This is a genomic window from Pelagibius litoralis, assembly GCF_011683915.1.
GTDB classification, from domain to species: Bacteria; Pseudomonadota; Alphaproteobacteria; order Kiloniellales; family Kiloniellaceae; genus Pelagibius; species Pelagibius litoralis.
In genome coordinates, this window is the sequence record NZ_JAAQPH010000015.1 from 119,232 (window position 1) to 140,718 (window position 21,487).

Genomic DNA, 21,487 nt, shown 5'->3' on the forward strand with positions numbered 1-21,487 from the left:
ATTTCTAATATAGTCTGCGGCTGTTCTTTGAGGATGATTTTTGAGGATCTTGCGGTAATGACGTTTTCGATGTCGCTGGAAACCTTCCTGGCCTTTGTGGTGGCCATGTCGCTGCTCTCGCTGACGCCAGGCCCCGGTTTTCTGGCGGTGGTCGCGCGCAGCCTGGGCGGCGGGCTGATGTCGGGCTTTGCCACCATCCTTGGCCTGATCCTGGGGGATATTCTCTTTTTGATCCTGGCCATCGTCGGGCTCTCGGCCCTGGCCGCGGCCATGGGCGAGTTTTTCCTGGTGGTGAAGATTCTGGGCGCGGGCTACCTGATCTGGCTGGGCATCATGACCTGGCGCGCCAGGATTTCTCCGCCTCCGGCGGGTGTCGCCATGCACAAGGCAGACTTTCACCGCTCCTTCGCCCTGGGCTTTGTGGTGACTCTGGGCAACCCCAAGACGATTCTTTTCTACAGCGCCCTGGTGCCGACCTTTATCGATATGGCGGCGCTGACCCTTGGCGACGTGGCGCTGCTCAGCCTTGTGGTTGCCCTGGTGTCGCTTGTCGTCCTCGGCGCCTATGCTTTCCTGGCGACACGCGCCGGCCGCTCGATCAAGTCGCCGCGCGCCTTTCGCTGGCTGAACCGGGCGACCGGCGGCCTGCTGGTGGGTGCCGGCGTTGCGGTGGCAACGCGATAAGATACAACTGGGGGAGGGGATCATGGAATTCACAGGCATCAACTATCTGGCGGTGGTGGCCGCCATGGTGGCCAGCTACGTCTTCGGCTCGGTCTACTACATGTCGCTGGCCAAGCCCTGGATGGCAGCCCTCGGCAAGACCGAGGAAGAAGTGAAGGCCGGTGCCGGACCATCCGTCTATGTCATCACCGCCATCGCCCAACTGGTCATGGCCTTCATGCTGGCCGGCATCATGGGGCATCTGGGCAGCGTCGGTATGGGGGCGGCGGGCGGTCTCACCACCGCGTTTTTCGTCTGGCTCGGTTTTGTCGCCACCACGCTGGTGGTGAACCACGGTTTCCAGGGCGCAAAGCGCAGCCTGACCGTCATCGACGGCGCCCACTGGCTCGGCGTCCTGCTGGTCCAGGGCCTGGTGATCGGGCTGTTCGGGATTTAGGGAAGTTCCCCCTCACCCCGGCCCCTCAATCCACGAACATCGGGCCGGGGTTGCTGTAGAGTTCTTCGTAGTGGACCAGGTTTTGTGCACCCTCCAGCGGACAGGGCTCGCCGTCGCGGAAAGCCCATTCGCCGCGGTCGCAGTTCTCCGCGATGACATAGCCGTTGATGTAGAAGCGCCGATCCATCGCCGAGCGGTTGGGGCCGGAGCCGTGCAGGGTATGCACATGCCAGAGTGCGACATCGCCGGGCTCCATCTCCACCACCACCGTATTCGCCGCATCGACCCCGAAGCGCGTGAGGTCGGCGTCGTCCAGGGCTTCGTGAAGAGACGGACGTGTGGGATCGAAAGGCAACTCGCCCAGGCGGTGGCTGCCGGGGCAGACCACCATGGCGCCGTTCTCCGCCCGGTGCGGGTCGATGGCGATGCCGGTCTGAACGTAGGAACGCGCCAGATCCCGGAAGGCTTCGCGCGGCCGGCGGGAGCGTGAATCCTGATGAAACCCGAACTCGGCCTCGGCCCCCGGCGCCTTCCAGTGCATCTGGTTGATGATCTGCTTCAGATTGCGGCCGATGAGCGGCTCCAGGATTTGCAGGATGCGCGGGTCGCGGCGCGTCCGCTCCAGCGTTGCATCGATCCAGCCGGGCCACTGCACCAGGCGCAGGATGCTGCCCAGTTTGGCGTCTTCGGCCAGGCGGAAAAAGGTATTGCGGTCGCGCCAGCTACGCCCACCGGCCAGCGCCCTGGCGTGGATACCGTCGAAGGCCCGCGCCATTTCGGTCACTTCGCCGGCATCGAAAACGCCGCGCACGATGGTATAGCCGTCGGCCTCGAACTGCGCGGCCTGTGCCTGGTTCATAAGTTCTCCTCTGGGGGGCTCCTTGGCGGCGTTCCGGTCCATTCGGCTGCGTCCTGCGGCTCCTGACTACCACGACCGCTGCGCAGAATCTCCCTCGTCGCACCCCACCCGCGTTCTGCGGGTATGGCGATGAACCTTTTTTGCCCTTTGCGCGACACAGACCTGTGCGGTGACCACCTGCGGCGATGCCGCGGGGTGTCCCTGTGTGGGCTTGGACAGCGAGGTCAGTCGGAAACCCTTTATTTTTTTGCGGAGAGTACCAGTGACACCCAGACAGAAGGATATCATCCACGAAACCTGGCAGTGCGTCATTCCCATCGGGGATACGGCTGCCAAGCTGTTCTATGATCGCCTGTTTGAGATCGACAGCAGCCTCAAGCCGCTGTTTGCCAACACCGATCTGTCACAGCAGCGGATGAAGCTGCTGAAATCGCTGAACGATATCGTTGACAGCATCGACAACCTTGAGGCCTTGCTGCCGGAGGTTCAGGCGCTCGGCCGCCGTCATCTGGCTTATGGCGTGCGCGACGAAAACTATGACACGGTCGGCGCGGCCTTGCTCTGGACCTTGGAACAGGGGCTTGGCGAGGCCTGGAGCGAAGAAGCCGCTGAAGCCTGGGCGGCGGCCTATGCTCTGATCGCGGAAGTCATGGTCGATGCCACCAGGCAACCCGACGAGGCGATTGCCAGGGCGGCGCTTTAGGGCGCCGTTGGTGGCGGCGTGCTCTTAGGCTTGCGGCTTGCGGCGGTTTTCAGAATCTCCGCCAGCGCCGTGATCATCGGAGAGTCGGCGCCTTTGCGCCAGAACAGCATGGTCCAGGCCTTGTCCTGGCCCGGGGGCAGGGGGTGCAGCGACAGGCGCTTGCGTTCAGGATAAGTTGCCAGCACGCTCTTGGGCAGCAGCGTGACCCCCATGCCCACCAACACGCAGCCCAGCATGGCGTAGTAGGATGCCAGTTGCAGGGTTTGGGCGGGGGTTTCGCCGCGCTCGGCATACCAGTCCTCCAGACGTTTGCGGTGGGGGCAGCCGCTCTCAAAGGCGATCATCCTGCGCGGTGCCGGTTTGCCCGGAACGATGGGCGGTTGGTCGGCGCCGGCGATCAACACTAGATCTTCCTCGAAGACAGGGATCTGATCGAACTGTTCCCGGGCGATGGGTTCCGCCGCCAGTGCGGCATCCAGTTCCCCGGCCAGGACCGCGCGCGCCAACTGTTCCGGATTGCCGGTACGCAGTTCGATGTCGACTTCGGGATATCGTTTCATGTAAGCGCTTAAGGGTGCGGGCAGACGCACCGCCGAGGTGCTCTCCATGGCGCCGAGGCGGAAGGTGCCGCGGGGGCGTGAATCCTGTACCGCGTCGCGGGCTTCTTCGGCCAACGCCAGCAGGCGCTCGGCATAGTTCAGCAGCACCCGGCCTGCCGGCGCCAGATGCAGCCGCTTGCCCTGGCGGATGAAAAGCGCGACCCCCAGGTCCTCTTCAAGCTGGCGCACCCGCGTGGTGACGTTGGACTGCACCCGGTGCAATCGCTCGGCGGCGCGGGTGATGCCGCCTTCTTCGACCACGGCGCGGAAGATGATCAGGTCGGAAAGATTCATTATCTTAATAAGGGAATATAAAATTCATAATTATTCATTTTATATGATATTGGCGATTTGGTAAACCCTCCCCGGCAGGCGCAAGATTGTTCTGCGCCGCCGATACCGCTGTTTCAGTTGCCGCGATTGAAGACAGGCTGCTGCATGGGAACCCTCCAAGGCATAGCTTGGCCCCCATCCCTTTTAATTGAACCTTTCCGGTGGGGTGACGACCTATGGTCGAGGTTCCCGCACTTTTGCGTGGCGAGGCGTTCCGGTTGCCTGCGCGGCTGCGCGACGACACTTTACGATTTTTGGAGAGAATCGATGACCCCCAAGCAAATTGAAATCATCCGCAACACCTGGGCACAGGTTGTCCCGCTCGGCGACGATGCGGCCAGGCTGTTTTACGCCCGCTTGTTTGAGATCGACCCCACGGCCAAGCCGCTGTTCGCGGGGACCGATATGTCGGGGCAGCGCAAAAAGCTGCTGCAGACGCTGGGCTCTGCCGTCGGCGGGCTTGAAGACCTGGACGCCCTGGTGCCGATCATCCAGGACATGGGCCGGCGACACGCCACCTACGGCGTCACCGATGCGCAGTATGATTCGGTCGGTGCCGCCCTGCTCTGGACCCTGGAGCAAGGGCTGGGCGACGCCTGGAGCGCCGAGGCGCGGGAAGCCTGGGCAACGATCTACGGCCTGATCGCCGATACCATGCGTATGGCGGCCAAAGAAGTTTCTGGGCCTTCAGGTCAATCTGGTAAAGTTCACGCCTGAACCACCTTCGCCGAGCAGCAATTCCACATCATCAGGAGAGAGAAGTAATGGTCGCTTATTGGATCGCCCATGTCACCGTCACCGACGACGCCGTCTATGGCGAATATGCCAAGCTTGCCACCCAGGCGGTAACGAACCACGGCGGGCGGTTCCTGGCACGCGGTGGCCGTCACGTCACCAAGGAAGGCACCGACCACGCCCGCAACGTGGTCGCGGAGTTTCCGAGCTTCGAGGCCGCCGTCGGCTGCTACGACTCGCCGGAGTATCAGGAGGCCCTGACCTATGCCAGCCGTTCGTCGGAGCGGCACCTCTCCATCATCGAAGGCGTCTGACGGCAGATCCGAACCGGCATCCTCAAGACGTTGGCGCGTGATGAGCGCTGTTCAATCGGTCGAGGCTGCAGAAGCTGGATAGTCCGTTCGGACCGTGCTTCAGTTTTGCTCTGGAATCTTGAGAAACTGACTCACTTTTTCGAACCAGAAATGGTGGGTCGGGTCTAGTTTCCGCCACGCCAAGTCGTAGGTCTTACGGTATTCGTAGAAATTTTCGAAGAGTTCGATGGCGACAATACTCTGGGTTTCCTCATCCCCGCCGCTCATCATCTCGTTCGTGAAATCAAAGAGGCGAGCGACCACCGGATGGTCGTCCAGCTCATCATCGGGAAGCTCAGAAACCAGTTCAGTGATGTAGCGCCCAAACCCGCCCCATATACTGTAGGGAAGGTCAACCTCTTCGGGACGGTAGCGTTCGTCTTCGCGGAACTCCGGAAAACGTTCCAACAGGAGTGGAACCACGTCCTTGTAAGCAATTTCGGCCATCGGCTTTCTTACCTTAATTTCCGTTCCGCATTGCCCGGGCCGCGGCCGTCACGCCTTCGATGCTGCGGTAGTTCGCCGTGTTCACCATCAGGTCGCGGGCGAGTTTCAAACAGCGGGTTTCGCAGGCCGCTCTGACATCCGCATCCTCGATCCATTCCAGGTCGATGTTGTGGGCGAGGCCCAGGATACGGCGGATCATCTTGGCGGCTGCGAAGCTCAGGCTGTCCTGGAACAGCCTGTCCATGTAGGCCTCCTGTTCCGCCTTCAGGGCCTCTGTCCCGGCGGCATCGGCAAAGAGCGCAGGGGGATAGGCATCACCCGCTGCGCCGTTTTGCCAGAGTGCCACGAACTTTCCCCGGAAATCGTTCCAGCAGCCTTCGACGCAGTCCAGCACCCAGGTCTGATAGGCGCCGCGCGGGTCGTCGGGCGTCGCGTGGCCGTCCTGGCTGAAATAGTTGATCAGCAGGTTGGCGATGACGGCGCCGATGTCGAAGCCCATGGGGCCGTAGAAGGCGAATTCCGGATCGATAACCCGGGTATCGTCTTGCGTGACCATGACCGAGCCGGTGTGCAGGTCACCGTGCAGCAGGGCCTGAGCCTCTGAAAGGAACTTCAGCTTGAGGCGGGAGACAGCGACTTTCAGGTCGCCGTCTTCACGGATTTCCTTGGCGATGTTGTCGAGCTGCGGCGTGGTCCAGCGGTTGTTCTCCGCGACCATGTAGGGCTCGGTGAAGATCAGATCCTCGGTGATCTTGCAGAGCGCCGTATTGCCGCAAAAGGCGGCGATGGCGGCCTTCTTTTCCGCCGCCGGCAGGGCGAGATCCGATGTGTGGAACAGCGTGCGCGCCATGAAGTCGGTGATCGTGTTTACGAAGCCGGGATAGCGCACCGCCTTGATCATGCCCTGGCGCATGATGATGTGGGGATGCAGCAGCTCCATGACGATGAGGGCGAGGGTCTCGTCATAGTGCAGCACCGCCGGTACCAGGCCCGGCGCGTGCTTTGCCTGGGTCGCCAGGGCCATCTGTTCGAAGTGGGCGCGGCTGAGGGGCAGGGGCCATGATTCCCCGACCAGGCGTACATAAGGCAAAGCTTGTTTGACCGCGACGCCGCCGGCGGGACCCTCGACGATGAAGACCAGGTTCAGGTTGCCGTCGCCGACCTCGCGCACCCGCCAGCCGGCGGGCCCGCCGCCAAGTCGCGCGGCGACGGCGGGCACGGCGGCCAGATAAGCCGGCAGGCTGTTATCGTCCTTCGGTGCGTAACCCTCTGGTACCGGCAAGCCTCGGTCAGCCATCGAATCTTCCCGCCTCTGAATGCTGTCGTGACGGTTGATATCGCAGATTTGTTCAGTGATGCAACACCGCGAGGCCGACCAGACAAGACCGCCCTTGAGTGCGCCAATGGATCGGTTCGCGATTTCTCCTGCGACTTTTCAGGTTTTTCGCGGCGGTTTTGAACCTTTTTGATGGGCGCAACGACTGAGTTGGGAATGCCTGTGGGGGCAAAACCTCAACCGAAGTCTTCCTCAGCCGCCTGGGGCAGGCATGCTTAGGAGATAGTCGTGTCCAAGTTTTTGAAGACCACGGTTTTGGCCCTGGCGGCCAGCGCTGCAATCGGCGGCTCGGCCCAGGCTGCCCAACTGTTTTCACTTAATTATATGACGGTTTCCGCCGCGCAGCCGAACAAACCTCCCAAGTTGGAGTTTTTTCTCAAGGATGGCGAGTATGTTCTGGGAAAGGGCGCGGCGCAGCGCAGTGTCAAAATCAGAGTCGTAGCTAAGACGCAGAACGTTGGTAGGATCCAATACTACCGCGTCATAAGTAAGAACGCAGATAAGCAGATCGCCAAACAAGGTGGGTTCAATGCGAAGGAGATGGACGTAACCTTCAACCACAAGGTGTCTCACGAAGAGCTGAAGCCGCTGATATCTTTGGGCCGTCAGGTCTGTGAAAACTCGGGCGTCCGCCACAAAGTGCACAAGGATCTTATCAAAAAAGGTCTGAAGTACAAAATGGTGGTGCGGGCAATAAGATGGAACCCCGGTGCCGAGGATTATGGGAGCGGCGCTAGCAGTACTGATGTACAGGTCATCTGTAATCCGGAAAAATTCAGGGTCAAGGATGTGAAGCTGTCGGTGAAGTATCACGGCAGTGCCAGCAAATGTCCGGTGAAGGTGACGGTCACCGCCAAGTTCAAGACGACCGGGCCGAGCGGTAAGAAAATCAAATTCATGTACGTGCGTGGTGACGGCGAACACCAGACGATCGAAACGAAGACTTACGGTAGCTTGGGTGACGCTGTTTGGCACAAAAGCTACACCATCAATAAATCAGTGAACCGCAAGTACATGCTTTCACTTTTTACCTCGCCGATCGCGACACAATGGGTGCCGGTCAAGGTGAACTGCGACAGAGCGCCCGGCGGCATTCAGCATGGACTGCCCGCGCCAACCAACCAGTAACGCGAAGTAATTTACCTCACGACAACGGCGCCGACGCTCCCTGGAGCGTCGGCGTTTTCTTTTTGTGCGCTGCACCGCCGTTGGCCGAGACTTGGTGTTGGTCCCTTGACTTCGACACCGGAGACGACGAATGATAGGACAGGTGTCGTAAGACGCCGCAAGGCACGGAAGAAGAATTAGAACAAAGTGTTGGGAGGATTCTGGGGATGCAGGTCGCTGCAGCCTCGGCCGTTTTGGGGGCCGTGCGGAGTATCTTTGCAATCGATTGTGCAAAATCGCTTCGGAACCGGGAGCGGTTGCACAGCTGATGGTCGATAGCACTGCAGCAGATGAGCCTGCGGGCGGCAGTTTGGCTGTGAGACGTCGCCTCGACCGCGGCGATCCCTCGACTTTTCCCGAGTGGTTCAATACCAGGAAGCCGCGCGCCAACCTGATCGTGGCGCGCTGGGTGCCGCTGGCGCTGGTCGGCCTGCCGGTGCTGGTGCTGTTCTGCATCGTGGTCTATCCGACCGTCTGGATGTTCTATCACGCCCTGCACGACACCAACATGATGCGGCTGTTCCAGAGCAATTGGAGCTTTGTCGGTTTAGAGAACTTCCAGACGGTGCTGTCCTCCGAGCGCTTCGGCGACTCCATCGTGCACCTGGGCATCTATCTCACCTTCGGGGCAGTCCTGCAGGTGCTGCTCGGTGCGATGCTGGCGCTGATCCTCTACGAACTGGTGAAGAACAACTTCCTGCGCGTGGTGCTGTTGATCGCCATGGTGCTGCCGATGATGCTGCCGCCGTCGATCGTCGGGGTGCTGTGGAAGTTCCTGCTGACCCCCTCCAACGGGGCAGTCAATCAGGCGCTGCTGAACCTCGGTCTCATCGACCAGCATATCGAGTGGTTCAATGCCGGCATGTCGCTCTGGGCCATCATCATTGCCGATGTCTGGAACTGGACCGCCCTGCCGCTGCTGATCGTCTACTCCGGCCGGGTGTCGCTGCCGCCGGCGGTCTATGAGGCGGCACGGGTCGACGGTGCCGGTGCCTGGACGACGCTGCGCCGCATCACCCTGCCGATGCTGAAGGAGGTGATTGCCATCGCCTTCATCGTGCGCTTCATGGACGCCTTCAAGTTCGTCGATCTGGTCTTTATCATGACTTCCGGGGGACCGGCCCAATCCTCGGAACTGCCGGCCTACATCGCCTTCCAGCGCGGCATCCGCGAGTTTGCCATCGGCGAGGCGGCGGCCTATGCCATCGTCATCTTCATCGCTTCGGCCGTGCTCATCACCCTCTTCCTGAAGTACCTGAAAAAGGTGCTGAAAGCCCAGGGATTCGCATGAGGGGTTTCGCATGAGCAAGTCAAACTACGGTCTGGTGAAACTGCTGTTTCTGACCTTCATGGGGCTCTGGCTGCTGATCACCCTGTTTCCGTTTTACTGGCAGATCATCACCGCCTTGAAGTCGGCGGCGGAAACCAACCGCACCATCCCGACTTTCTGGCCGGAGGTTATGCATCCCGAGAACTTCATCGCGGTCTTTGCCGAGGCTTCCAACTTCAATGCCCTGGTGGACAGTTTCATCATCGCCACCGGCAACACCCTGGCCTCGCTGTTCCTGGGAACCCTGGCCGGCTATGCCTTCGCCCGCTTTCCGCGCCAGGCCGGCGGCGAGAACATGGCCTTCTGGGTGCTGTCGAACCGCATGTTCCCGCCGGTCGCCGTGGTGCTGCCGATGTTTTTTCTGTTCGATGCCACGCCCTGGGGGACCGACAGTCATATCACCCTCATCATCCTCTATCTGGTTTTCAACATGCCGCTGGCGACTTGGCTGATGATGGTGTTCTTCCGCGATGCCCCGCGCGAGCTGGAGGAGGCGGCCTATCTGGACGGTTACACCCCCTTGCGCGCCTTCTTCAAGGTGACCCTGCCGCTGGTGCTCCCCGGCATGATTTCCGTGGCCATGTTGTGTTGGATTTTCGCCTGGAACGAATACCTCTTTGCCAACCTGCTGGTCGGCAGCAACGTGCGGACCTTCACCATCGTGATTCCGACCTTCACCCACGGCAGCCAATCGCTTTGGAATCTGCAGATGGCCTTCAGCTTGATCGCCATGCTGCCGCCGGTGATCCTCTTCATCCTGCTGCGCCGCTATATGGTGCGCGGTCTTTCCCTCGGCGTGGTGAAGGGTTAGGCCATGGCGAGGTTGGAAATCGAGGGACTCTGCAAGGGCTGGGACTTTCCCGTCATCGACCGTCTCGACCTGACGGTGGAAGAGGGCGAGTTCTTCGTCGTCGTCGGCCCCAGCGGCATCGGCAAGACCACCCTGCTGCGCCTGGTCGCCGGTCTGGAACGGCCGGACGCCGGCACCATCCGGGTCGGCGAGCGCGATCTGACCGGGCTGCCGCCCTACCGGCGCCGGGTGGCGATGACTTTCGAGAGCTATGCGCTCTATCCCCATCTCTCGGTCTTTGAGAACATCGCCAGCCCGCTGCGTGCCCGTGGCATGGCCAAGGCTAAGATCGACGAGACGGTTATGGGCGTTGCCAAGCTGCTGCGCATCGAGCAACTCCTCAACCGCCGCCCGGGGGAAATCTCCGGCGGGCAGAAGCAGCGCACGGCGCTGGGCCGCACTTTAGTGGCGGAGCCCGACGTCTTCCTGCTGGACGAGCCGATCAGCCATCTCGACGCCAAGATCCGCCATGAACTGCGTCTGCAGTTCCACACGCTGGAGGCTTTGCGTTCCGTCGCCACGCTCTATGTCACCCACGACTACGCCGAGGCCTTGTCCCTGGGCGACCGTATCGGTGTCATGGGCGAGGGCGGCTTGCTGCAGGTCGGCACCGCGCGGGAGATTTTCCAACGGCCGCAGCATCTCTTCGTGGCCAAGCATCTCGGGCAGCCGAGCATCAACGTGGTGGAGGCATCGCTCGGCATGCAGGGCGACGCGCTGCACTTCGCGGCCGAGGGCGCGGGGCTTGCCCTGCCGGTGGCCGGGCCGCACAGCGCCACGCTTGCCGGGCGCGATGCCGGGCGCATCACGGTGGGCATCCGCCCGCAGCATGTTCAGGTGGTGAAGGACGGCCAGACCACGAACGGTTCCGCCGTGGTCGAGGCCAGGGTTGAGATGTACGAGGCCTTGGGCGCCACCGGTATCCTGGTGGCGGAAAGCGGTGGCGTGAGGTTGATGGCACTGACACCGCCGGATGCCATATTCCAGCACGGCGAACCGGTTCGCCTGGCTTTGCGCAGCGAGGCCTTCCTCTATTTCGATGCCGACAGCGGCCGCAATGTGATGGTGGACTAGGCCATGGCACGGGTATCGCTGAGGGATGTGAACAAGATCTACCGCTCGCGCCATGACGACGTGCATGCGGTGAACGACTTGAACCTCACGGTGAACGACGGGGAGTTCGTCGCCCTGCTGGGTCCCTCGGGCTGCGGCAAGACATCGACCCTGCGGATGATCGTGGGACTGGAGGAAATCTCCGCCGGCGAGATCCATTTCGACGACGTGCTGGTGAACAAGCTGGATTCTCAGGCCCGCAACGTTGCCATGGCCTTTGAGACCTATGCGCTCTATCCGAACTTCACGATCGAGGAGAACCTTGCCTTTCCGCTGGAGGTGCGCGGTCTGCCGGCGCCTGAGCGCAGGAAGAAGGCGCGGGAGATTGCCGAGATCCTGCGCATCGACGATATCCTCGATCAGCGGCCGGGGGCGCTCTCCGGCGGCCAGCAGCAGCGCGTCAGCCTGGGCCGCGCGTTGATTCGCGATCCGGCGGTTTTCATCCTGGACGAGGTGATGAGCCACATCGATGCGCATCTGAAATTCCAGATGCTCTTCGATCTGAAGGCCATCCACCAGGAAATGAAAAGGACGATGATCTACGTCACCCACGATCAGGTGGAGGCCCTGGCGCTGGCCGACCGCGTGGCGGTGATGAGCAACGCAGAGCTGCAGCAGTTCGGCACCCGTAACGACCTCTATCACACGCCGGCCAACGTTTTCGTTGCCGACTTCATCGGTGAGCCGCCGACCAATTTCTTCGAGGCCGAGCTTTTCACCGATCACAACGGTACGGTCCTCAAGGTTGTCGGGTCCGATCTGGTGATCCAGCTGGAGCCGGGCCATGCCCAACGTATTTTACGCTGGAACGAACGGCACCTGACGGTCGGCATCCGGCCGCAGTCGCTCCATCTGGGCGGCGACCCCGCTCTGCCGGCGCTGGAGGCGAAGGTTGCGATCAACGAATATCTTGGGGAGCGGTCGATCCTGACCCTGACCGATGGGACGCGGAGCTTCCGCGCCATGGTCGATCCGGACACCACCGCCCAGCGGGGGGAGCGGGTGAAGGTTCACTACGCGCTCCAGGACGTCATGGTATTCAGTGGAAAGACGGAGTTGATTATTCTCTAAGAGTGAAAACAAGCGCTTTCGGGCGCGGAACCGTCCGGCCTGAAACGCGGGCTCGGCCAAAAAGAAGAGGGAGGAAGAAGCTATGGGTCTCTTTAGCGGATTTACACGGCGAAAGTTCCTGCAGGGGGCGGCGGCCGGCGCCGCGGCGGCCGGCGGGATGACACCGGGAATGTCCTTTGGCGCTCAGGCGGTGCCGCCGGGCAAGAAGCTTTTCAAAGACATCGAGCTGACCTACTTCCAGGATTCCAACTGGCTGCACTCGCCGCTCTGGCTGTCGCCGCACCTGATGAAGGAAGCCGGCGTCGGCATCAAAAGCCGCGAGAACTACGACGGCGGCGATGCGGTCGCCAAGATCCTGCCGCAGCTGCTGTCGAAGCGTCCGCGCTTTGACTGGGTGCAGTTCCCCAGCCTTTTCTTCGGCGCCTTTGCCGAGACCGGTCAGCTTGAGCCGTTGGACGACTATTTCGCCCAGTATGCCGGCAGCCAGGATTACCTCGACTGGGTGATGCCGGCCTACCGCGAGTTCTATACCAAGTGGGACAATAAGACTTACGGCGTGATGCTGGACGGCGACATCCACATCCTTCACTACCGCAACAGCTATTTCCAGGATGCGGGCCTGCAGAGCAAGTTCTCCAAGCGCTTCCAGCGCGATCTGGAGGTGCCGAAGACCTGGCTCGATTTCGTCGATGCCACCCAGTTCTTCACCGAAGAGCTGAGCAGCCAGGGCATCTACGGCAGCTCCATGGTGGTGAACCCGCCGAACTTCGGCTGGGGCTTTTGGATGGATATCGCCGCTTCCGCCGGGGTGAACTATTTCGATGAAAACATGAACCCCACCATCAACCAGGGTAAGGCCGCGGAAAGCCTGGATATCTACAGGGAGATCATCAAGTTCGGACCGCCGGGCGCCGAGGCCATGGACATCGGTACGACGATCCAGCGTTGGCAATCCGGCTCCGACGTCATGTCGGTCTGGTGGATCGACCTTTCCGAGTTCACCGTCCAACAGCAGGGCCCGGAACTGGCCGAGGACCAGCGCGGCGCCATCGTACCAGGCTGGCTGAATGATGACGGCTCGATCACCAACCGGGCCATGTCGCTGTGGTGCCGCACCGCCTCGATCCCCAAAAACATTCCGCAGGATATCAAGGACGCGGCCTTCTACTTCATCTACCGCATGTCCCATCCCGACTATTCCAACGAAATGGTGGCGGACGAGTATTGCGGCTCCGACCCCTTCGGCCGGACCCACTATGGCGACGCGGCTGCGCAACTCTATCTGCAAGCCAACCCGCAGCGCGGCACTGACAACGATCTCTGGAAGACCAACGCCGGTATCTTCAAGAACTTCGATACCGCGAAGAACCATCTCGATGCCGGTCTGGCCAACGTCGAGGTCGGCTATCCGCAGTTCTTCTGGGAAGGCACGCCGGAATACGCCGATGCCCTGGGGCGCAATATCTCCAAGGCGGTATCCGGCGAACTGACCAGCCAGCAGGCGCTGGACGAAGCGGCGGAGGAATGGGCAAAGATCGCCCAGAAACTCGGCCTCGACAGCCAGAAGCGTCAGTATAGGAACTTCATCGATGGGGCCCGGAAGCTCGGCTACAAAATCTGATCCTTCCGGGTTTTGTTTCCAGGGCGGCCTCACTCTTTCCTGCTTGAAGAGTGGGGCCGCTGTTCCTTTTTTTGATTGGCCTTATCACGCTCGGTCTGTTTCAGGAGGCGCACCCATGAAGAAGATTCTGAACGATCCCTTCAGTTATGTGGACGAGATGCTGGAGGGGCTTTGCGCGGCGCATCCCGAGTTCTATGCGCAGCCAGAGCCGCGGGTGATCGCGCGTGCCGGTGGCGTGACCCAGGGTAAGGTGGGCATCGTGACCGGGGGCGGCTCCGGTCATCTGCCGATCTTTACCGGCTATGTCGGCAAGGGCCTGCTGGATGCCACCGCCATCGGCGACGTCTTCGCCTCGCCCTCTGTCGATCAGATGGCCGCTGCCATGCGCCAGGCCAACGGCGGGGCGGGTATCCTGCGCCTCTACGGCAACTACGGCGGCGACGTCATGAATTTCGACATGGCCGGCGAGATGCTGGAGATGGAGGATATCCCCTCGACCACCGTCGTGCTGGCCGATGACATCGTCTCGGCGCCACCGGAGGAAGCGGCGAAGCGGCGCGGCGTCGCCGGCATGGTCTATGCCTTCAAGTGCGCCGGCGCCAAGGCGGAGGAAATGGCGGATCTGGCGGAGGTGACCCGCGTTGCCCAGAAGACCGCCGATGCCTGCCGCTCCATCGGCATGGCGCTCACCTCCTGCACCGTACCCCAGGCAGGCAAGCCGACCTTTGAGATCGGCGACGACGAGATGGAAATGGGCATGGGCATCCACGGCGAACCGGGGATCTGGCGCGACAAACTAAAGCCCGCCGACGCCATCACCGACGAGATGATCGACCGCCTGCTGGCCGACATGCCGCTGGGATCGGGCGAGCGCATTTCCCTGCTGGTGAACAGCCTGGGGGCCACGCCGCCTGAGGAGCTTTACATCATGTATCGCCGGGCCAAGGCGCGGCTGGAGGATGCCGGCATCACCATCGCCGTTCCCCTGGTCGGGCGCTATGCCACCTCCATGGAGATGACCGGGGCGACCCTGACGTGGTGTCGTTTGGATGCGGAGTTGGAGGCCTTGTTGAAGGCGCCGGCAGCCTGCGCCTACTGGACCGTTTGACCGCGCCATGAGCGACTTCAACACCGCAACGATAAAGGCGGCGATTCCCGGTCTGGCGGCACACCTGGAGGAAAACGCGGCCTTTCTGAACGAGGCCGATGCGAAGCTGGGCGACGGCGATCTCGGCGTGACCATGCAGCGCGGCGCCCGCGGCCTTTTGGAGATCGTCGACGACCTGCCGGACGACCTGGGCATGGTGTTCATGCGCTGCGCCCAGGCCTTCACCAAGACCTCCGGTTCCAGTTACGGCACCCTGCTGGCCACCGGCCTGATGACGGCGGCCAAGGCCTGTAAGGGCCGGGAGTCGGTGCCCTGGTCGAAGGTGCCGGCACTGCTGGGCGATGCACAGGCTGCGATGATGGTGCGGGGCAAAGGTGCTTTGGGGGAGAAGACCGTGCTCGATACCCTGGAGGCGGCGCGGCTTGCGGCCAAGGGGCTGGACGATCCGGAGGCTTTGCTGGCCGCGGCGCTCACGGCGACGGAGAAGACCCTGGATCGCCTGCGCGACGAGCCGGCGCGTCAGGGCCGCGCCCGCATGTTCGCCGAAAAGTCCGTCGGCCTGGACGACCCGGGCATGCTGGCCTTTCGCTGCCTGCTTGAGGGCCTGAAAGGATGAGCGCCGACGGCCCCTATGTGATCGGTATCGATGGCGGCACGGAATCGCTGCGCGCCGGTGTGTTCGATCTGCAGGGCCGGCCGCTGGCTTTCGCCGCCACGCCCTATCGCACCGCATTTCCGCAGCCCGGCTGGGCCGAACAGAACCCGGCGGACTGGTGGGCGGCTGTCGGTTCCTCGGTGCGACAGGCGGTGCGCGAAGCGGGTATCTCCCCCGGCGCTGTTTCCGCCCTGGCGGTCGATACCACCTGTTGCAGCGTCGTTGCCCTGGATGCGGAAGGCCAGGCCCTGCGCCCGGCGCTGATCTGGATGGACGTGCGTTCCGCGGCGGAGGCCGAAAGCGTCGTGGCCAGCGGCGATGCGGCGCTCAAAATCAACGGCGGCGGGGCAGGGCCGGTCTCAGCGGAGTGGATGGTCCCCAAGGCGCTCTGGCTTCAGCGCAACGAGCCCGATGTCTTCGAGCGCGCGGCGACGATCTGCGAGTACCAGGACTATCTGAATTTCCACCTCACCGGCCGGCGGGTGGCGAGCATCAACAATGCGGCGATTCGCTGGCACTACCTGGCCGAGGACGGCGGCTTTCAGCCGGGGCTTCTGGAAAAGCTCGGGCTGGGTGCGTTGCTGGCGAAGTGGCCGTCGGAGGTGGTGCCGCTGGGCCAGGTGATCGGCGGGCTGACGGCCCAGGCGGCCGGGCATCTGGGCTTGCCGGCGAAGCTGCCGGTGGCCCAGGGCGGCGCCGATGCCTTCATCGGCATGATCGGCCTGGGCGTCGTGCGGCCCGGGTCGCTGGCGTTTCTGACCGGTTCTTCCCATCTGCAACTCGGCCTCAGCGAGAAACCGTTCCACGGTGCGGGTGTCTGGGGGACCTATGCCGATGCCGTCATTCCCGGCCTGCACGTGGTGGAGGGCGGCCAGACCTCGACCGGCTCTGTGGTGAAGTGGTTCCGCGATCTGCTGGGCGGAGACGTGACCTACGACCTCCTGAATGCCGAAGCACGGGATTTGCCGCCGGGCTCTGAAGGCTTGATCGTTCAGGACCATTTCCAGGGCAACCGCACACCGCATACCGATCCGTTGTCGCGCGGTGCTTTTGCCGGCCTCAGCCTGAAACATGGCCGCGGCCATATGTTTCGGGCGATCATCGAAGGCATCGCCTTCGGCAGTGAGCTTATTCTGGAGACCATGCGCGGGCGCGGCTTCGAACCGCGGGAGATCGTCATCGCCGGCGGCGCGACGCGCTCGGACCTCTGGCTGCAGATCCATGCCGATGTGTCCAACGTTCCCTTGAAGCTGACCAAGGTGCCGGACGCGCCGAGCCTGGGTTCCGCCATCCTGGCTGCGGTCGCGGCCGGGCACTTCCCCGATATTGCGACGGCGGCGGAGGCCATGGTGGCGGTGGAGCGGGTGGTCGAGCCTGACCGTCAGGCGCACGAGGCCTATCAGCCGTTCTACGAAGCCTACAAGCGGGCCTATCCGGCCCTATCTTCGGTCACGGGGCCGCTGACGGCGCGACCGTAAAGGGGCTAGACTGCCGCCGCGAAAGAGGGAGTGAGCGAGCATGCTGAAAAACATCGATCCGATCCTGAGTCCCGATCTGCTGCAAGTCCTGGCGGCCATGGGACATGGCGATGACATCGCCGTTGTGGATGCGAACTTCCCCGCTGATTCGGTAGCGCGGCATACGATAACCGGCAAGCTGATCCGCCTGGACGGCGTCGATGCCGTCCAGGCGGTCGGCGCCATCCTGACGGTCCTGCCTTTGGACAGCTTCGTCGAGGCCCCGGCCCGGCGTATGGAGATCGTCGGTGCGCCGGACGAGTTGCCGGAAGTGCAGCGCGAGGTCCAGCGCGAGATTGACGATGCCGAAGGCCAGTCTCTGCCGATGGCCTCGATCGAGCGCTTTGCCTTCTATGAGGAAGCCAAGAAGGCCTATGCGGTGGTCGCCACCACGGAAGGCCGCGCCTACGGCTGCTTTTTGTTGAAAAAGGGCGTGGTTTTCTTCTGATCGATGGTTCGCAGGTTTCAGAAACAAGTCGTTTTTGTGACGGCCCCCTTGCGTGGCGGGGCAATCCTTTGTCCGGGTTTGGTTGAACCGTCATGGTTCGCCGGATAGAGTGCGGCCTCACTCATCAAGCCAAGGACGGGGCAGCATGGCCGCACTAAAGCACCTCACTCTGCGCAAGGCGATTATCGCCGCTTGCCTGAAGATGAACGAACTGGGCATCAACCAGGGGACCTCCGGCAATATCTCTGCGCGGATCAAGGGCGGGTTCCTGATCACTCCCTCCGGCATCCCCTACGAGAAAATGAAGCCCGAACAGATCGTGGAGATGGATCTGGGCGGCGGCTACTTCGGCAATTTCCTGCCGTCCAGCGAATGGCGGATGCACTACGACATCTATCTCAACAAGCCCGAGGGAGGGGCCGTGGTCCATACCCACGCCGTCTACTGCACCGCCCTGGCCTGCCTGCACGAGCGCATTCCCGCCTTTCACTACATGATCGGCGTGGCTGGCGGCACCAACATCCGCTGCGCCGACTATGCGACCTTCGGCACCCAGGAGCTGTCGGGCTACATGCTGAAGGCCTTGCAGGACCGCAGCGCCTGTCTGCTGGCCAATCACGGCATGATCTGTTTCGCCAAGGATCTGGACAAGACCCTTTGGCTGGCCGGTGAGGTGGAAACTCTGGCGCAGCAGTATTGGACGGCGCGGCAGATGGGCAAGCCGACCATTTTGTCGAAACGCGAAATGGCAACGGTGCTGGCACGCTTCAAGAGCTATGGCAAGCAGAGCAAGGATCTGGCCAAGGGTGAGGCTCTGGCGGTGGAGCCGCCGCCGCGCCGCGACGGTCCCCAGGCCGCTGCCAAGGCGCCCGCCAGGAAGAACGTGCGAAAGTCCGCGGCGGTCCGCAAACCCGCGGCGCGCAAGCGCGCGGCAAGGAAGACGTCCAAGGCCAAAGAGCCGGCGGCATGATTACCGTCTTCGGGTCGCTCAGCGCCGATCTGGTGACCCGGGTGAAGCACCTGCCCACACCGGGTGAAACGGTAACCGGCCCGGCCTACACCGTGGTGCCGGGGGGCAAGGGGGCGAACCAGGCCTTGGCTGCGGCACGGGCGGGGGCAGCGGTGCGTATGGTCGGTGCGGTCGGCGGCGACGGTTTCAGGGATCTGGCCCTCAGCGGCATGCGCGACGGCGGCGTCGACCTCACGGGTGTGGCCGACAGCCCGGAGAAGACGGCTTGCGCTTTCATCGCCGTGGACGACAAGGGTGAGAACCTGATTTTCGTCGCCAGCGGTGCCAACCTGGATGCCAGGGCGGCGCAACTGAACGATGCGGGCCTGACGGCCGACGACGTGCTGCTGTTGCAGATGGAGATCACCCACGCGGAGAACTGGAAGGCCGTGGAGATTGCCAAGGCGGCGGGGGCGAAGATCGTTCTCAACCTTGCCCCGGCCGGCCCGATCCCCGAGGAGAGCCTGCGCCGGCTGGATGTGCTGGTGGTGAACGAGACCGAGGCCGGGCAGCTGGGTACGCAGTTGGGGCTGACGGAGCAGGATCCGGAGATTATCGCCGCCAAGATCGCAGCGGACTTCGATCTGGACTGCATCGTGACATTGGGACCGGCGGGCACCCGCTCCTTCGGGCCCTCCGGCCGCTACTCGGTGCCGGCCCTGTCCATCGACGTCGTCGACACGACGGCAGCCGGGGACTCCTTCGTCGGCGCTTTTGCCGCCGGGCTCGATCAGGGATTGGCGATGGAACAGGCATTGCGCCAGGGTTCTGTTGCCGGAAGCCTCGCCTGCCGCGCCGTCGGCGCCCAGCCCAGCCTGCCGTTGCGCGACGAGATCACGGCGCACTTGGCCGCTTTGCCGGAGACGGCCTGACCACACTATTCCCGCAGGCAGCTTTCGACCGCTGGAAGATATCGGCATAAGATATAGGATTAAAAGCTCTTTCGATCTATGCCAGGTCGTTCGGGCGAGGGCTCTTCGCTCTCATGCCGTTGTCGCCAGCCTTGCATTTATCCAAGGTTTTTCAAGGCATCATACGAAAAGAAAAGAGCTGCGCTGGCTGGCTCGTTTCTCAAAGTAATAGTTAACACTATTTAAATGTAAAACTAAGCAAAATGGCAACTATCGGATAGTCTAATGACCGCGTCTCATCGACTTCGAAGGATTGCCGGGTGCTGTGGAGCTGGGACTCAAAAACCCTGCGAGAAGGGATCGAATCTCCTGACTTGCCTAGGATTCTGGTCATTGACGATGATGCGGTCGACCGCATGCACAGCGGACGCCTGCTGGCTGAGATCTTTGGGCCGGAACTTCGGCTCGAATTCGCCACGAACTGGGACGAGGCGACGGCTGCGGTCGCTGCCAATGTCCACGATATCTATATTGTGGATCACTTTCTGGGCGCTGGCACAGGCCTGGAGATCATCGAATCCGCCGCGCAGTCCGATGAGACCCGGATCTTCATTCTGCTGACCGGCAATGAGAACCGTGACGTGGATATCGCGGCGACCCGCGCTGGCGTCGCGGACTTTATCGTCAAGAATGATCTCACCGCCCGGCGCTTGGAGCGCTCTCTCCGCTATGCCGGGGAATCCATGCGGCAGAAGCGCCTTCTGATCGAACAGGCAGATGAGCTTCGTAAAACCAAGGCCGCCATTGAAGAGGACGCACAGAAGCAGCAGATACTGACCAAGGACCTGACAAAGGCACAGAGTCAGTTGACCGACGCCCTGACCCGCGCCGAGAAGAGTGAGCGCCGGTACCGGTGGCTGGCGCAACACGATCTGCTGACGAAAATTCCAAACCGTGCGCTCTTCACGGAGAAGCTTTGTGAGGGCCTGGGACAGGCCTCGCGGTCGAAGAAAGATCTCGCACTGCTGTTGCTCGATATCGACCGTTTCAAATGGATAAACGACAGCTTCGGACACCAGGTCGGCGACGGGTTCCTTGTCCAGGTCGCCCAGCGACTCACCGACATTCTACGGGAAACCGACATCATCGCCCGCGTCGGCGGGGATGAGTTCGCGATCATCGCCACGAACCTCGACGACGAGAATTCTGCGGCGACTGTGGCAGAGAAGGTTGTCGCCGCGCTGTCTGAGCCTTTCGATGTGTCCGGCCATCACATCGAGACCGGTGCCAGCGTGGGCATTGCCATGCTGGAAAGGCGGCAGGGTAGAGAGGCAGATGCGATGATACTGGAGGCCGATTCCGCACTCTATCGTGCCAAGGCCGCCGGGCGTGGCGTCTTTCACTTCTATGACGACGCCTTGGACGATGAGATCCAGCGAAGCCTTTTGCTGAAGAGGGAACTGCCGCGGGCGATAAAGGCCGGCGACTTCTCGCTGGTGTTTCAACCCAAGATCAAGCTCTCCAATGGCGCCATCTCCGGTGTCGAAGCCCTTGCCCGCTGGCCGCACGCGACGCTGCAGGCCATCTCGCCTGGTGAATTCATTCCCCTGGCGGAGTCGACAGGACAGATAGTTCCCTTATCGGAGTGGATCTTCGAAGAGGCGCTTCAAACCTTGGCGTCATGGCGCAACACGCCGCTGGACGGTGTTTCCATGGCGGTGAACCTCTCCGCCCTTCTGCTTAAGCGGAACGACTTGGTTGACGAGGTTCGGTGGTTGCTCGATCGCCATTCCCTCGATCCTGCTTTGCTGGAACTTGAGATTACCGAGACGGCGGCTCTGGAGAACCTGGATATCGCCATCTGCCAACTCAACAAATTGCGCGAACTTGGGGTCACGATCGCAATCGACGACTTCGGCACGGGGTATTCTTCACTGGCGCTGGCGACCTCGTTGCCTGCCGATTGTTTGAAGATCGATCTGTCGTTTGTTGCCGGCATGCTGAACAATGGCGCCAACGCGGCGGCAGTCAACTCGACGATAACCCTCGCCCACAGCCTTGGCATCCGTACCGTGGCGGAAGGTGTCGAGACCGAAGAACAGCTCACCTACCTCCAGCGGCAGGGCTGCGACGAGGCCCAGGGATACTTTTTTGCAAAGCCCCTTCCGAAAGACGAAATACTCGATTGGCACGGCACACATGCGGGCAGGTTGCTGCCTGCCGCCTAGCGATGTTGACGCCGGGGATGTTCCTAGAGCAGAT

22 protein-coding genes are annotated in these 21,487 nt (G+C 62.1%); 18 read left to right on the top strand and 4 right to left on the bottom strand.

The annotated features are described in order from the left end of the window. Window positions 1-57: 57 nt before the first annotated feature. Complete coding sequence (locus tag HBA54_RS18925) at window positions 58-684, top strand: LysE family translocator (RefSeq protein WP_167227521.1); 627 nt, start codon at window positions 58-60, stop codon at window positions 682-684. 22 nt (window positions 685-706) lie between these two features. Further along, window positions 707-1,120: a DUF1761 domain-containing protein gene (locus tag HBA54_RS18930; protein WP_167227523.1), complete on the top strand. Its 414-nt coding sequence runs from the start codon at window positions 707-709 to the stop codon at window positions 1,118-1,120. A 25-nt stretch (window positions 1,121-1,145) separates the two neighbouring features. Here the strand turns inward: HBA54_RS18930 and HBA54_RS18935 are convergent, their stop codons facing one another. Further along, window positions 1,146-1,979 carry a phytanoyl-CoA dioxygenase family protein gene (locus HBA54_RS18935; RefSeq protein ID WP_167227525.1) on the bottom strand — a complete coding sequence of 278 codons (834 nt, stop codon included), beginning with the start codon at window positions 1,977-1,979 and terminating at the stop codon, window positions 1,146-1,148. 262 nt (window positions 1,980-2,241) lie between these two features. Here HBA54_RS18935 and HBA54_RS18940 point away from each other — a divergent pair, with 262 nt between their 5' ends. Further along, window positions 2,242-2,682, top strand: a complete 441-nt coding sequence (locus tag HBA54_RS18940; RefSeq protein ID WP_167227527.1) for a globin domain-containing protein — start codon at window positions 2,242-2,244, stop codon at window positions 2,680-2,682. On the opposite strand, the gene HBA54_RS18945 is transcribed toward HBA54_RS18940, so the two are convergent. Then, window positions 2,679-3,575: a LysR family transcriptional regulator gene (locus HBA54_RS18945; RefSeq protein WP_167227529.1), complete on the bottom strand. Its 897-nt coding sequence runs from the start codon at window positions 3,573-3,575 to the stop codon at window positions 2,679-2,681. The two genes, HBA54_RS18940 and HBA54_RS18945, sit on opposite strands and share 4 nt — an antisense overlap. 306 nt (window positions 3,576-3,881) lie before the next feature. Between HBA54_RS18945 and HBA54_RS18950 the strand changes: the two genes are divergently transcribed. Together HBA54_RS18950 and HBA54_RS18955 are read left to right on the top strand one after the other, a co-directional pair. Next, window positions 3,882-4,331, top strand: coding sequence for a globin family protein (locus HBA54_RS18950; protein ID WP_167227531.1), 450 nt, complete (start codon window positions 3,882-3,884; stop codon window positions 4,329-4,331). A 47-nt stretch (window positions 4,332-4,378) separates the two neighbouring features. Beyond that, window positions 4,379-4,663: a DUF1330 domain-containing protein gene (locus HBA54_RS18955; protein ID WP_167227533.1), complete on the top strand. Its 285-nt coding sequence runs from the start codon at window positions 4,379-4,381 to the stop codon at window positions 4,661-4,663. A gap of 99 nt (window positions 4,664-4,762) precedes the next feature. Here HBA54_RS18955 and HBA54_RS18960 read toward each other — a convergent pair whose 3' ends face one another. Beyond that, window positions 4,763-5,149 carry a DUF7674 family protein gene (locus HBA54_RS18960; protein ID WP_167227535.1) on the bottom strand — a complete coding sequence of 129 codons (387 nt, stop codon included), beginning with the start codon at window positions 5,147-5,149 and terminating at the stop codon, window positions 4,763-4,765. Between the two features lie 13 nt (window positions 5,150-5,162). Then, window positions 5,163-6,446 (bottom strand): S-methyl-5-thioribose kinase, encoded by a 1,284-nt coding sequence (mtnK, locus tag HBA54_RS18965; protein ID WP_167227537.1) that lies wholly within the window; start codon window positions 6,444-6,446, stop codon window positions 5,163-5,165. Between the two features lie 267 nt (window positions 6,447-6,713). Between mtnK and HBA54_RS18970 the strand changes: the two genes are divergently transcribed. The 13 genes from HBA54_RS18970 (at window position 6,714) to HBA54_RS19030 (ending at window position 21,453) form a co-directional block, all read left to right on the top strand. Then, window positions 6,714-7,613 (top strand): hypothetical protein, encoded by a 900-nt coding sequence (locus tag HBA54_RS18970; RefSeq protein WP_167227539.1) that lies wholly within the window; start codon window positions 6,714-6,716, stop codon window positions 7,611-7,613. Window positions 7,614-7,968: 355 nt separating this feature from the next. Next, window positions 7,969-8,943, top strand: a complete 975-nt coding sequence (locus HBA54_RS18975; RefSeq protein WP_322096073.1) for a carbohydrate ABC transporter permease — start codon at window positions 7,969-7,971, stop codon at window positions 8,941-8,943. Between the two features lie 10 nt (window positions 8,944-8,953). Next, window positions 8,954-9,793 carry a carbohydrate ABC transporter permease gene (locus HBA54_RS18980; protein ID WP_167227543.1) on the top strand — a complete coding sequence of 280 codons (840 nt, stop codon included), beginning with the start codon at window positions 8,954-8,956 and terminating at the stop codon, window positions 9,791-9,793. Between the two features lie 3 nt (window positions 9,794-9,796). Next, a complete protein-coding gene (locus HBA54_RS18985; RefSeq protein WP_167227545.1) occupies window positions 9,797-10,906 on the top strand; it encodes an ABC transporter ATP-binding protein in 1,110 nt (369 codons plus the stop codon). 3 nt (window positions 10,907-10,909) lie between these two features. Beyond that, window positions 10,910-12,016, top strand: a complete 1,107-nt coding sequence (locus HBA54_RS18990) for an ABC transporter ATP-binding protein (protein ID WP_167227547.1) — start codon at window positions 10,910-10,912, stop codon at window positions 12,014-12,016. A gap of 82 nt (window positions 12,017-12,098) precedes the next feature. Further along, entirely contained in the window at window positions 12,099-13,637 is a 1,539-nt protein-coding gene (locus HBA54_RS18995; RefSeq protein WP_167227646.1) for an ABC transporter substrate-binding protein, read from the top strand. 115 nt (window positions 13,638-13,752) lie between these two features. Next, the gene (locus HBA54_RS19000; protein ID WP_167227549.1) at window positions 13,753-14,745 is read left to right on the top strand and encodes a dihydroxyacetone kinase subunit DhaK; all 993 of its coding nucleotides are present in this window, start codon (window positions 13,753-13,755) and stop codon (window positions 14,743-14,745) included. A 7-nt stretch (window positions 14,746-14,752) separates the two neighbouring features. Beyond that, window positions 14,753-15,361 carry a dihydroxyacetone kinase subunit L gene (locus HBA54_RS19005; protein ID WP_167227551.1) on the top strand — a complete coding sequence of 203 codons (609 nt, stop codon included), beginning with the start codon at window positions 14,753-14,755 and terminating at the stop codon, window positions 15,359-15,361. Next, window positions 15,358-16,878, top strand: coding sequence for an FGGY-family carbohydrate kinase (locus tag HBA54_RS19010; protein ID WP_167227553.1), 1,521 nt, complete (start codon window positions 15,358-15,360; stop codon window positions 16,876-16,878). The genes HBA54_RS19005 and HBA54_RS19010 overlap by 4 nt, the downstream gene beginning before the upstream one ends. Window positions 16,879-16,918: 40 nt before the next feature. Beyond that, a complete protein-coding gene (locus HBA54_RS19015) occupies window positions 16,919-17,365 on the top strand; it encodes an RbsD/FucU family protein (protein WP_167227555.1) in 447 nt (148 codons plus the stop codon). Window positions 17,366-17,510: 145 nt separating this feature from the next. Then, window positions 17,511-18,335, top strand: coding sequence for a class II aldolase/adducin family protein (locus HBA54_RS19020; protein WP_167227557.1), 825 nt, complete (start codon window positions 17,511-17,513; stop codon window positions 18,333-18,335). Then, the gene (locus HBA54_RS19025; protein ID WP_167227559.1) at window positions 18,332-19,246 is read left to right on the top strand and encodes a ribokinase; all 915 of its coding nucleotides are present in this window, start codon (window positions 18,332-18,334) and stop codon (window positions 19,244-19,246) included. Before HBA54_RS19020 ends, HBA54_RS19025 begins: the two co-directional genes overlap by 4 nt. A gap of 353 nt (window positions 19,247-19,599) precedes the next feature. Beyond that, window positions 19,600-21,453, top strand: a complete 1,854-nt coding sequence (locus HBA54_RS19030) for a putative bifunctional diguanylate cyclase/phosphodiesterase (protein ID WP_167227561.1) — start codon at window positions 19,600-19,602, stop codon at window positions 21,451-21,453. The last annotated feature ends 34 nt before the right edge of the window (window positions 21,454-21,487 follow it).